This is a genomic window from Rhodoblastus acidophilus (genome assembly GCF_009720655.1).
GTDB classification, from domain to species: domain Bacteria; phylum Pseudomonadota; class Alphaproteobacteria; order Rhizobiales; family Beijerinckiaceae; genus Rhodoblastus; species Rhodoblastus acidophilus_A.
The window spans coordinates 30,985-42,700 of sequence record NZ_WNKS01000005.1; the positions used below are offsets into that span (position 1 = coordinate 30,985).

The 11,716-nt window shown below is 65.6% G+C and carries 11 protein-coding genes; 1 reads left to right on the plus strand and 10 read right to left on the minus strand.

Annotated features, from left to right (window positions below):
• Nucleotides 1-4: 4 nt before the first annotated feature.
• From GJ654_RS07725 to GJ654_RS07735, 3 genes are read right to left on the minus strand one after another with little or no spacing between them, the layout of a single operon-like run.
• Nucleotides 5-919 carry a bifunctional 5,10-methylenetetrahydrofolate dehydrogenase/5,10-methenyltetrahydrofolate cyclohydrolase gene (locus GJ654_RS07725; RefSeq protein WP_155445576.1) on the minus strand — a complete coding sequence of 305 codons (915 nt, stop codon included), beginning with the start codon at nucleotides 917-919 and terminating at the stop codon, nucleotides 5-7.
• On the minus strand, nucleotides 916-2,130 hold the full coding sequence (locus GJ654_RS07730; protein WP_155445577.1) for an MFS transporter: 1,215 nt from the start codon (nucleotides 2,128-2,130) through the stop codon (nucleotides 916-918). Before GJ654_RS07730 ends, GJ654_RS07725 begins: the two co-directional genes overlap by 4 nt.
• A 19-nt stretch (nucleotides 2,131-2,149) precedes the next feature.
• Nucleotides 2,150-3,010: an aldose 1-epimerase family protein gene (locus GJ654_RS07735; RefSeq protein ID WP_155445578.1), complete on the minus strand. Its 861-nt coding sequence runs from the start codon at nucleotides 3,008-3,010 to the stop codon at nucleotides 2,150-2,152.
• 186 nt (nucleotides 3,011-3,196) lie between these two features.
• Between GJ654_RS07735 and GJ654_RS07740 the strand changes: the two genes are divergently transcribed.
• Entirely contained in the window at nucleotides 3,197-3,940 is a 744-nt protein-coding gene (locus GJ654_RS07740) for an amino acid ABC transporter ATP-binding protein (protein WP_155445579.1), read from the plus strand.
• A gap of 542 nt (nucleotides 3,941-4,482) precedes the next feature.
• Here GJ654_RS07740 and gmk read toward each other — a convergent pair.
• From gmk to fabD, 7 genes are all read right to left on the minus strand, one after another.
• A complete protein-coding gene (gene gmk, locus GJ654_RS07745; protein ID WP_246664656.1) occupies nucleotides 4,483-5,124 on the minus strand; it encodes a guanylate kinase in 642 nt (213 codons plus the stop codon).
• Nucleotides 5,124-6,005 (minus strand): YicC/YloC family endoribonuclease, encoded by an 882-nt coding sequence (locus GJ654_RS07750; protein WP_155445580.1) that lies wholly within the window; start codon nucleotides 6,003-6,005, stop codon nucleotides 5,124-5,126. Before GJ654_RS07750 ends, gmk begins: the two co-directional genes overlap by 1 nt.
• 86 nt (nucleotides 6,006-6,091) lie before the next feature.
• On the minus strand, nucleotides 6,092-7,726 hold the full coding sequence (mltG, locus tag GJ654_RS07755) for an endolytic transglycosylase MltG (RefSeq protein ID WP_155445581.1): 1,635 nt from the start codon (nucleotides 7,724-7,726) through the stop codon (nucleotides 6,092-6,094).
• Between the two features lie 159 nt (nucleotides 7,727-7,885).
• The gene (gene fabF, locus GJ654_RS07760; protein ID WP_155445582.1) at nucleotides 7,886-9,163 is read right to left on the minus strand and encodes a beta-ketoacyl-ACP synthase II; all 1,278 of its coding nucleotides are present in this window, start codon (nucleotides 9,161-9,163) and stop codon (nucleotides 7,886-7,888) included.
• A gap of 212 nt (nucleotides 9,164-9,375) precedes the next feature.
• Nucleotides 9,376-9,618 (minus strand): acyl carrier protein, encoded by a 243-nt coding sequence (locus GJ654_RS07765; RefSeq protein ID WP_088520584.1) that lies wholly within the window; start codon nucleotides 9,616-9,618, stop codon nucleotides 9,376-9,378.
• A gap of 228 nt (nucleotides 9,619-9,846) precedes the next feature.
• Nucleotides 9,847-10,584 carry a 3-oxoacyl-[acyl-carrier-protein] reductase gene (fabG, locus tag GJ654_RS07770; RefSeq protein ID WP_155445583.1) on the minus strand — a complete coding sequence of 246 codons (738 nt, stop codon included), beginning with the start codon at nucleotides 10,582-10,584 and terminating at the stop codon, nucleotides 9,847-9,849.
• 17 nt (nucleotides 10,585-10,601) lie between these two features.
• Nucleotides 10,602-11,546 (minus strand): ACP S-malonyltransferase, encoded by a 945-nt coding sequence (gene fabD / locus GJ654_RS07775; RefSeq protein ID WP_155445584.1) that lies wholly within the window; start codon nucleotides 11,544-11,546, stop codon nucleotides 10,602-10,604.
• Nucleotides 11,547-11,716 lie beyond the last annotated feature (170 nt).

Sequence of the window (11,716 nt, forward strand, 5' to 3'; positions counted from 1 at the left end):
GCGGCTACCCCGCCCGTTTCGCCGCCCGCAACGTGTTCGACATCAACAGCGCAATGGTCATCGGCCCCACGCCGCCGGGAACCGGGGTGATCGCGCCCGCGACCTCAAGCGCCTCCTGCAAGGCGACGTCGCCAACCAGCCGAGTCTTGGGCTGGCCCTGAGCGTTCAGCCCCTCGGCGGGAACCCGGTTGATGCCGACATCGATCACCAGCGCGCCCGGCTTGATCCAGTCGCCGCGGATCATTTCGGGGCGGCCGACCGCCGCGACCAAAATGTCGGCGCGGCGCGCCACCGCCGGCAGGTCCTTTGTGCGCGAATGCGCCACCGTGACCGTGGCGTTGCGGCTCAGCAGCAATTGCGCCATCGGTTTCCCAACAATGTTGGAGCGGCCGACGATCACGGCCTCGGCGCCCGAAATGTCCCGGCCGAGCGCCTTCGCCGCTTCCTCGATCAGCAGCATCGCCCCCGCCGGCGTGCAGGGAACCAGGGCGCGATCGGTCAGGCCGGTCGCCAGCAGCCCGACGTTCACGGGGTGGAACCCGTCGACATCCTTCTCCGGCGCGATGGTCTCCAAAACCTTGCTCGAATCGATGCCCTTGGGCAGCGGCAATTGCACGAGAATGCCGTGAATCGCCGGATCGGCGTTCAGCGCCTTCACCAGCGCGATCAGTTCGGCTTCGCTGGTGGTCGCCGGGAGGTCGTGCTGGACGCTATGAAATCCGCATTCCTTGGCCGCCTTGCCCTTGGATTTCACATAGACCTGGCTGGCCGGGTCCTCGCCGACCAGCACGACGGCGAGGCCGGGATTTTTCGCCAGCAGCGCCGCTTCAGCCGCGACCCGCGCCAAAACGGCGGCGGAGGCCGCCTTGCCGTCGATGAGCAGGGCCTTTTTTCCCGAGGGTTTGATGATTTCGCTCATGTTTTCTCCTCGATGGGGTGGAATGTATCGGCGCGCCGCAATTCCGGGAACAGGACCGCCCAGACGCCGACGACGACCACGGCGGCGACGCCTCCGAACAGAGCCGCGCCGACCGCGCCGAGCAGGGCCGCCGCCACGCCGGATTCGAATTCGCCCAATTGGTTGGAAGCGCCGATGAACAGGAAGTTCACCGCCGAAACCCTGCCGCGCATAGGATCGGGCGTGGCGATCTGCGACAGGGTTTGCCGCACCACCATGCTCACCACGTCAAAGGCGCCCAGAGACGCCAGCGCGGCGGCCGACAGCCAAAAGTTTTGGGAGAGCGCGAACACCAGAGTCGCAACCCCGTAAGCCGCGACGGCGGCGAACATTTTGGCGCCGACATGCCGACGCAGCGGAAAGACCGACAGCAGCACGCTGACGGCGATCGCGCCCACAGCCGGCGCCGCGCGCAAAAAACCAAGACCTTCGGGACCGACGTGCAAAATGTCGTGGCAATAGATCGGCAGCAGCGCCGTCACGCCGCCAAACAGCACGGCGAACAAATCGAGCGAGATCGAACCGAGCAGCACCTTGTTCGACCAGATGTAGCGCAAGCCGTCGAGCGCGTTTTTTTCGCCGGTCGGGGCAATCGCGGCGGGGGCGTTCGGAAGCACGATTTTGAAGGCAATCGGGGCGGCGGCGGCGGCGAGCAGCGCGCAAGCGAAAAAGATCTTTTCGGAGCCGAGCGCGTAAAAAATCCCGCCCAAAGCCGGGCCGGCGATGGTCGCCGCCTGGAACATGGTGGTCGACAGCGCGACGGCGCGCGGAAAATGCGCGGCGTCGACGATTTGCGGCAGCAGCGACGAATTGGCCGGACCGGAAAAGGCGCGCGCCGAGCCGAGCGCGAACAGGGCGAGGTAAATCCAGGGAATCGGCGCGTCGAAAATCGCGATCAGGAAAATGGCCAGCGACGCCCCGCCCTGCCCGAGCGCGGCCAGCGCCGAAATTTTTCGGCGGTCGTAGCGATCGGCGGCGGGGCCGCTCCAGCGCAGCAGCAGCACCAGCGGCAGGAATTGCGCAAGGCCGACCAGACCGAGGCTCAGAGCGCTTCCGGTGCGCGCGTAAACGTGCCAGCCGATGGCGACATCGAGCATTTGCGCGGAAAAGGCGCCGAGCCCCCGCATCAGCAGGAACAGGACGATGTTGCGCCCGGCGGAAAACGAGACCATGCCGGTGTCCTACAGAGTTTTAGGGGGCCCGCCAAGAAAATGTGGCGGCGTGCCGGGCCTTTTCTCCGGGTACGAGCAGGCGCATCGACGGCTTTTCGCTAAGGTCGCCATCAAAGCCGACGGGGTCGCCATGGCCCGTCCAGGCCTCGAGGCAAAGGAATTTTGCGCCCGGCAGGCTCCAGAGCGCGATGTGGCGAAAATTGTCGAGCGTCATGCGCAAGACTTTTTCGTCGCTGCAAAAGTCCAGCCCTCGGCTGTTGGCGTCAAGGAAGCACAGGGCTTCGCTGAACAAATTTGGGGTCAGATCGAGGCGGCGGCCGTGCAGCGGAACGGCGCGCTTCTCTTGCGAAAACAGGCCGCCGGGGGCGATCACCGGAACCTCGGCTGCTTCCACCGAATCGAAAATGACGGCGTGCGCGCGGGTGGCGCCGGGCAGCGGCCAGCGAAAGCCGGGATGCAATCCCACGGCATAGGGCATGGGCCGAGAGCCCTCGTTCACGACATGCAAAACCTGACGCAACTTATTGGTTGTGATTTGATATTCGATGTTCATGTGAAAGTTGAACGGGAACAGGGTTTTCGTTTGCGCATCGGCGCTGGTCGCGAGCGTGACCCGGTCGGGCGCGGCGGCCACAACAGCAAAAATTTGATGACGGATAAAACCGTGCAGGCCCAGGGGGTAGCGCCGCCCGTCCACGCGAATCCCGTCGCGGGTCCAGCCCACCACCGGAAACAGCAGCGGCGCCGAGTCGGGCCAGCTCGCGGGATCGCCGGGCCACAGCAGGTCGTCGCCGCCCACAACCCAGGACTTGAGTTCGGCGCCGCGCAGGTTTACGCGCGCAATGGCGTCGCCGCAGGAAATTTGGACGAAGTCGGTCATGATGCGACCGCTCGCCGAGCGTCTCCCCGCGCTGCTTGCGGGGTGAGGGACACGCGCCGCCGCTCATCGCGCAACCGGAGAGTCCCCCTCACCCCAACCCTCTCCCCGCGCGCGGGGAGAGGGAGCGCGCCTCGCCGATTGGAGCGGCGGCCAAAGTGTTTTACGCTCGAATGAAGGGAGTTCGGCATGACGCAACCCGAAAAAGCGATTCGCATGGTGGGCGTGAACAAATGGTACGGCGCCACCCACGTGCTGCGCGACATCGATCTTGAGGTCGCGCCCGGCGAAAAGCTGGTCCTGTGCGGGCCCTCGGGCTCCGGCAAATCCACCCTGATCCGCTGCCTCAACCGTCTCGAAACCCATCAGGCCGGACACATCGTCATCGACGGCGTGGAGCTGACCGACGACGTCAAATCCATCGAGGAGGTTCGGCGCGAGATCGGCATGGTGTTCCAGCAGTTCAACCTGTTTCCGCACCTGTCCGTGCTCGACAATTGCACGCTGGCGCCCGTGCAGGTGCGCAAGACCGCGGCTGCGGAGGCGCGCGATCTCGCGCTGACCTATCTGGAGCGGGTGCGCATCGCCGAACATGCGCACAAATTCCCGAGCCAATTGTCGGGGGGACAGCAGCAGCGCGTCGCCATCGCCCGCGCGCTGTGCATGAAGCCGAAAATCATGCTGTTCGACGAACCCACCTCCGCGCTCGACCCGGAAATGGTGCAGGAGGTGCTGGACTGCATGGTGGAGCTGGCGCGCGAAGGCATGACCATGCTGGCGGTGACGCACGAAATGGGGTTTGCCCGGCAGGTCGCGGATCGCGTGGTGTTTTTGGATCAGGGGCAGATTGTCGAGATCGCCGCGCCCGAACCATTTTTCGGCGCCCCCCGGCATGAGCGGACAAAGGCGTTTTTGCAGAGGATTTTGCATTGATACGGTTTCCGCAAGATCGCTTCGCGATCCGCGAAAACGAAATCGCGCGGAAATCCTCCAAGCGAAGGGCGGATTTCCGCGCGAACGGAATACGATTTCCGAACTGATCGTTCGGAAATCGTATGAGAGCTTGAGGCCGCCGTGGCGCGCCCTCGTGCTTCGAGACGCCGCCTGTCGGCGGCTCCTCAGCATGAGGGCTCCCTGTGGCGCAGGTCTGCATTGTGACGCTTTTTGGTATGGCCTGGAGCGGCGCGCGGCGGAGGATTTTCGCGATTTTCTATCTCAGGTTGAGACAAGAACGCAAAAAGTGATCGAAATTGCGCGATTTTTTGTAATTTCGTGCAAAAAGTCGGTCAAAACACGTCGGTTTTAGCCTGGACAACCTTGCGGTTGTGGCGGCGAGGGCGCGGACCGGGCATGCGGTGGGACTAAAAACTTCCTTTTTGAATCAGCGCCTTCACCCTGAAATGTTTCACGTGGAACATAACAAGAACAAAAGAACTGTTTTGTCAAGCCCCCGATTCCATTTTCACTTTTGACGTTTATCCCTCTTCCGCCAACAGCCCCGCGACAAACTCGCCCATCCCGGCGGCGATGCGCGGACGGCGCAGACGCTCGGCGCGCACGATCGCGGTGAGATCGTCAAACGTCGTCTGGATGTCCTCGTTCACCAGCACGTAATCGTAGTCCGTCCAGCGGTCGATCTCGTTGCGGGCGGCGGCGAGGCGTTTTTCAATCGTCTCCGAACTGTCCTCGGCGCGGCGCTCCAGCCGCGCGCGCAACTCCCGCATCGACGGCGGCAGAATGAAAATGGTGACCACGTCGCGCGGCGCCTTTTCGCGAACCTGGCGTGCGCCCTGGTAGTCGATGTCGAACAGCACGTCGCGCCCCTGCGACAGCCGCTCCTCCACCCATTTGCGCGGGGTGCCGTAGAAATTGCCGTGGACCTCGGCCTGCTCCAGCAGGTCGCCGGAGTCGCGCAGGCGAAAGAACGCCTCCTGGTCGATGAAATGGTAATGGATGCCGTCGGCCTCGCTGCTGCGGCGTTTGCGCGTCGTCACCGAAATCGACAGCTTTAGGTCGAGGTCCGGCTGTTGCAGCAGCATGCGGGTCAAGGTGGTCTTGCCCGCCCCCGAGGGCGAGGACAGGATCAGCATCAGGCCGCGGCGGTGGTCCATGGTCATCACTCGATATTCTGCGCCTGTTCGCGCAATTGCTCCACCTCCACCTTGAGGTCGAGGCCGATGGCGGTCAGCGCGGAATCGTTCGACTTGGCGCAGAGCGTGTTGGTTTCCCGACCGAATTCCTGGGCCAGAAAGTCCAGGCGGCGGCCGATGGCGCCGCCATCCGCCAAAAGCTTGCGCGCGGCGGCGACGTGCGAGTAGAGCCGGTCCAGCTCCTCGCGGATGTCGGCCTTGGCGGCGAGCAGGATCGCTTCCTGGTGCAGCCGCGCCTCGTCGAATCGGCCGAGGTCGCTCAATTGCGCCAGCGCCGCCCGCAACCGCTCGCGCACGGCGTCAGGCTTTCGCGCCGGACAGGCGTCGGCGGCGGCGGTGAGCCGCTGGATGGCGTCGAGCCTGGTCGAAAAGATCTTGTGCAGCGCCGCGCCCTCGGCGGCGCGCATGGCGACGAGATCGGCGAGCGCCTTGTCGAGGCTCTTCAGAATCGCCGGCTGCGCGGCGGCCACAGCCGATTCGTCCTCGTCCTCGCCGGTCTCGACCACGCCGCGCACGGCCAGGAGCCCGTCGAGGGTCGCGGGTCCGACATTGTCGCCGCGCGGCAGGGTCGCCGCCAGCTCCAACAGGTGCGACAGCAATTCGCGGTTGATGCGCGGCGCGCTGGCGACGCTTTCGCGGACCACCGAGAGATTGATCTGGCAGGCGCCGCGCGTCAAAGCCTTGGAGATGGCGGCGCGCGCCGGCAGATCGAGCGCATCGAACCCCGGCGGCAGCCGCAGACGCAGATCGAGTCCCTTGGAATTGACGGTCTTGATTTCCCAAGTCCAGCGGAAAGGGGCGGCGGCGCCGGATTGGCGGGCGAAGCCGGTCATGCTGGCGAGGGTCATGGCGCGTCCGGGGTTGTTGGGGTCCGCACCTGCCATAATGCAGGACGGCGGCGAAATAAACCCCGCTGCCGGTCAAGCCTGACCGATCACTTGCCCTTCTTGCCCGTGGCCGGGCTGATGTCCACGGTCTTGGCGCTGTTGAGATCCCAAGTTTTGTCGAGCAGCGGATCGAGCGCCGTGCCGGCTGAGGCGTCATAGATGCGCGGCTTGCCATTGGGCGCCATCTTGCCGGGCGCAGGCTCGCCCGCATAGGCCATCGCCGAGGAGTCCACCGGCTCCGCCGGTCCGTCGAGCATATTGGCGGTCGCGCGCGCCGGAGGCGAAGCCATATCGTCTGACGGCCCATCGAGCAGGTTTTCCGCTTTGGTCACGCCGCCCATCGGCGTGTCCGCCAGCACGTCGCCGGCCAATTGCGGCGCCGCGCCGCGCGCCGGTTCGTAATCGGCGATGCGCGCAGGCGCGGGCGGGCAATCCGGAAGGCCAGGCGCCAGACGGACGAGGGCGCCGGCCTCGCGCTTCAGGCTCGGCGTCCATCGCGCCGCCTCGACCGGCCCGACGGGCGGGGCGCCGAACGGCGAACGCATCAGCAGGCTGCGATTGTCGCGTTTCTTCGCCGGGTCCAGCTGCCGCCAGCGCTGCACATTCTTGTTGTGCGCGTCCAGCGTCTCGGAGAATACGTGGCCGCCGGTTCCGTCGGCGACGAAATAGAGGTCCGCGGTGCGCGAGGGATTGGCGACCGCCTCCAGCGCCGCGCGGCCGGGATTGGCGATCGGTCCGGGCGGCAGACCGTCGATGACATAGGTGTTGTAGGGGGTGCGCGATTCCAGGTCGTCGCGGGTCAGCGAATGGCCGAGATAAGGCTGTCCGGGCGCGAGCCCATAGACCACGGTCGGATCGGATTGCAGGCGCATGCGCTTCTTCAGCCGGTTCAGGAACACCGAAGCCACGTGCGGCCGCTCGTCGGCCTTTCCCGTCTCCTTCTCGACGATCGAGGCGAGCGTCACCATTTCGGTCGGCGAAGACAGCGTCAGGTCGGGGCTGCGCCGCCGCCAGATCTCGTCCACCAGCGCCTTCTGGTCGCGCGCCATTTTTTGCAGCAGCTTGTCGCGGCTGTCGCCGCGCTGGAACTTGTAGGTTTCCGGCAGCAGCGCGCCTTCGCGCGGGATTTCCCGGATGTCGCCGGCCAGCGACTGGTCCTCGCGCAGTTTTTCCACGATCTGGCGGCTGGTGAGGCCCTCGGGGATCGTCACCGCATGCAGGATGGCGCGGCCCTGAACGATTTCATCGATCACCTCCTGCAAGGAGGCGTTCTGCTTGAACAGATATTCGCCGGCCTTGAGCTTGCCGCGCAGGCCCTCGACGAACATGGCGACGGCGAAGGACAGCCGGCTGTCGATCACGCCCTGGTCGACCAGGATCTGGGAAATGTCGTCGGCGTCGGACCCCGGCGGAATCACCACGGTCTTGTCGGCGGCGAGCGGCCCCGGCAGCCGTGCGCTGCGGGTGGCCATGACGACGCCGAGACCGGCGACCACGGCGGCGACCAGCAAGAACGTCAGCACGCCGGAAATGGCCGCGAGCAGGCCGGGGCGTTTTCTTCGCTTGGGCAGCGGCGGCGGCGCCGCATCGGGCGTCTGGCTCCGCGCGGTCCGTCGCGCCTCATCGGAGCCGCGACGGGAAAAGCGGCTCAACACGCCGCCGGTTTGCCTGTCGTCGCTCATGGGGTCATTCTCGCTCATCGACACGCTTGCCGCAAACCACGCTTGCCGCCTTTCCCGGCGAACCGGAGTTCCGGTTCGCCGGGAAAGGCTCAGGCGGGAAAACCGCCTTTGGCATCATAGCACAGTCGTCGGTTAATGTGGCGAAAACGAGAAAGCCTCTCAGGCCTCGTATCGCCGCAGAACCAGCGTGGCGTTGGTTCCGCCGAAGCCGAAGGAATTCGACAGGGCGACATCGATCTTGCGCTTGCGCGGATTGTGCGGAACGAGGTCGATCGCGGTCTCGAAGGCGGGATTGTCGAGGTTGAGCGTCGCCGGGGCGATCTGGTCGCGAATCGCCAACACGGAGAAAATCGCCTCGACCGCGCCGGCGGCGCCGAGCAGATGGCCGACCGAGCTTTTGGTCGAGGACATGGAGACCCCCGACGCGGCGTCGCCCAGCACGCGCTCCACCGCCCGCAGTTCGATGCCGTCAGCCATGGTCGAGGTGCCATGGGCGTTGACGTAATCGATGTCCGAAGGCTTGATCCCCGCGCGCTTGAGGGCGGCTTGCATGCAACGGAAGGCGCCATCGCCGTCCTCGGAGGGCGCGGTGATGTGATAGGCGTCGCCGGACATGCCGTAGCCGGTCACTTCGGCGTAGATTTTGGCGCCGCGCCGCTTGGCGTGTTCGAGTTCCTCGAGGACCACGCAGCCGGCGCCTTCGCCCATGACAAAACCGTCGCGGTCGCGGTCATAGGGGCGCGAGGCGGCTTTCGGATTGTCGTTGAAAGCGGTGGCGAGCGCCTTGCAGGCGCAGAAACCGGCGATGCCGATGCGGTTGAGCGCCGATTCGGCGCCGCCCGCCACCATCACTTCCGCATCGCCGAGCATGATCAGCCGCGCGGCGTCGCCGATGGCGTGGGTGCCGGTCGAGCAGGCCGTGACCACCGCGTGATTCGGGCCTTTGAGCTGGTGTTCGATGGAGACGTGACCGCCGATCAGATTGATCAGGCGTCCCGGCACGAAGAACGGGGAGACGCGGCGCGGCCCCTTCTCCTGCAGCAACAGCGAGGTTTCGTTGATGCCGCCCAGACCGCCGATGCCGGAGCCGATCAGCACGCCGGTCTCGATCTGGTCCTGATAGGTCTTGGGCGCCCAGTCAGCGTCTTTCAGCGCCTGGCGGGCGGCGGCGACGCCGAAGATGATGAAATCATCGACCTTGCGCTGCTCCTTGGGCTCCATCCACGCGTCGGCGTCGAAGGAATCCTCGTGGCCCTCGCCCTTGGCGCGGCCGGGGCGCGGCACCTGCATGGCGACCTGGCAGGCGAGGTCCGAGGCCTCGAACCCTTCGATCCGCGCCGCGCCGCTCTCGCCGGCGAGCAGACGTTTCCAGCTTTGCTCCACGCCGCAGGCCAACGGCGACACCATGCCCAATCCGGTAACGACGACCCTGCGCATTGCTCCCTCGGAATTCTTTCATCCGCCACGATCAAACTGACGGCAGCCGAACCGTTGACCGCTGCACTGTTTACAGCTAAACTAACGTAGGCGTGGCGTGTGGCCTTCATACCTACGGAACGAGTGCGGCCCTTCAAATTGCAGCAAAACGCCGATCGCGCGCGAGCGGGGTTGATCCGTCGCGCGCGCAAATGCTGCGAGGCGTTCCCCGATCAGGCCTTGGCGGTGGCCTTTTCCAAAAACTTCACCGCATCGCCGACGGTCACGATGCCCTCGGCGGATTCGTCGGGGATTTCCACGCCGAATTCTTCCTCGAAGGCCATCACGAGTTCGACGGTGTCGAGCGAATCCGCGCCCAGATCGTCGATGAAATTCGCGCTGTCGACCACCTTGTCGGCGTCGACGCCGAGGTGCTCGATGACAATCTTTTTCACGCGCTCGGCGACATCGCTCATTTTTTGCTTCCCTGTTGTACTCTGATAGGGGCGCCCGGGTTCACCCAGGCGCTGGACGGGTCCTTGGACGCGAATTCCGTGGACGAGATCTTTGCGGCCGAGCATTTCCGGGCTGGACGCGGTTTCACGCTGGAACGCACAAACCGAGGCTTGCTAACATACTTCCGTTGCGATTGCGAGGCCCATTCACCCTTTTGAAGCCGCAGACCCAACCGCACCGTAAGTCTTTTAAATCATTGCCATTCCGCCGTTCACATGCAGGGTCTGTCCCGTGACGTAACCGGCCTCTTCGCTGGCCAGATAGACGCAGGCTGCGGCGATGTCGTCGCCCTTGCCCATTTCGCCCCTGGGAATCGCGCCAAGGATGGACTCCTTCTGCTTGTCGTTGAGGACGTCGGTCATCGGGCTGGCGATGAAGCCGGGGGCCACGCAATTCACGGTGATTCCGCGCGCCGCGATCTCGGCGGCCAGCGCCTTGCTCATGCCGATCAGGCCGGCTTTCGAGGCGCAATAGTTCGCCTGTCCGGGATTGCCGGTGACGCCCACCACGGACGTGATGTTGATGATGCGGCCGTGGCGGCGCTTCATCATGCCCTTCACCGCGGCGCGGGCGAGGCGGAAGGCCGACTCGAGGTTCACGGTGAGCACCGTGCTCCAGTCCTCGTCCTTCATGCGCATGAACAGGCCGTCGCGGGTGACGCCGGCGTTGTTGACGAGAATGTCGAGCGGCCCGGCGAGGGCTTCCGCCTCAGGAACCAGCTTTTCCACCGCCGCCGCGTCGGAAAGGTTGCAGGGGACGACGAAGGCGCGCTCACCGAGTTCGGCCGCCAGCGCATCGAGCGCCTCGCGACGGGTGCCCGACAGCACGACCTTGGCGCCCTGCTTGTGCAAAGCGCGGGCGATGGATGCGCCGAGACCGCCGGAGGCTCCGGTGACCAGCGCCACGCGATGATTCAGGTCGAACATGAAAAACTCCCGAAACCTTAGGACAGGCTGAAATTCTCGACCTCGGCGGGAACGCCGACATTGAGCGCGCGCGCGCCTTCCGCGGTGCGCTTGACCAGACCAGCCAAAACCTTGCCGGCGCCCACTTCCACGAACAGGTCCACGCCCGCCTTGTGCATGAAACCCATGCATTCGCGCCAGCGCACCGCGCCGCAGACCTGGGCGACCAGCAGTTTTCTGATCTCGTCAGGGTCGGAAACCGGCGCCGCCGTGACATTGGCGACCACTTCGACCACGGGTTTTTGAATGACCGTCTCGGCCAGCGCCGCCTGCATGGCCTCGGCGGCCGGCTGCATCAGGGCGCAATGGAAGGGCGCGGACACCGGCAGCAGCATGGCGCGCTTGATTCCATGCGCCTTGGCGATCTCGATGGCCGCCTCCACCGCCTTTTTCGCGCCGGACACGACGATCTGGCCGCCGCCATTGTCGTTGGCGACCTGGCACAGTTCGCCGGTCGCCGCCTTGGCCTCGCCCGAAATGGTTTCGGCCTGCTCGGGCTCGGCGCCGAGCAGCGCCGCCATGGCGCCCTCGCCCACCGGCACGGCTTTCTGCATGGCGGAGCCGCGCAGGCGCAGCAGGCGCGCGGCGTCGGCGATGTTCAGCGCGCCGGCGGCGGCGAGCGCGGAATATTCGCCCAGCGAATGCCCCGCGACATATTTGGCGTCCCGGGCGAGGCTCACCCCCTTCTCGCTTTCGAGCGCGCGCAGGGCGGCGAGGCTCACCGCCATCAGCGCCGGCTGCGCATTTGCAGTTAATTGCAATTGCGCCGCATCGCCCTCGAACACCAGCGCCGAAAGCTTTTCGCCCAGCGCCTCGTCCACCGCCTCGAACACCGCGCGGGAGGCGGCGAAGGTTTCGAACAGGGCCTTGCCCATGCCGATGGCCTGGGACCCCTGGCCGGGAAACACGAATGCGACGGACATCGACGACTCCTGAGGAATCCGGGAACGCGGGCATTTGGCGCCCGCTGGCCAGCCTGTCAAGGCGCGGGACCCGAGCCGGATTGACGCAAGGGCGCTGGGATCGCGCGAGAACGAGGCGCGAGAAGCGGCGCCGCGCGCCTCGCGCGGCGGGAGGCGGAGGCGGGACGTTG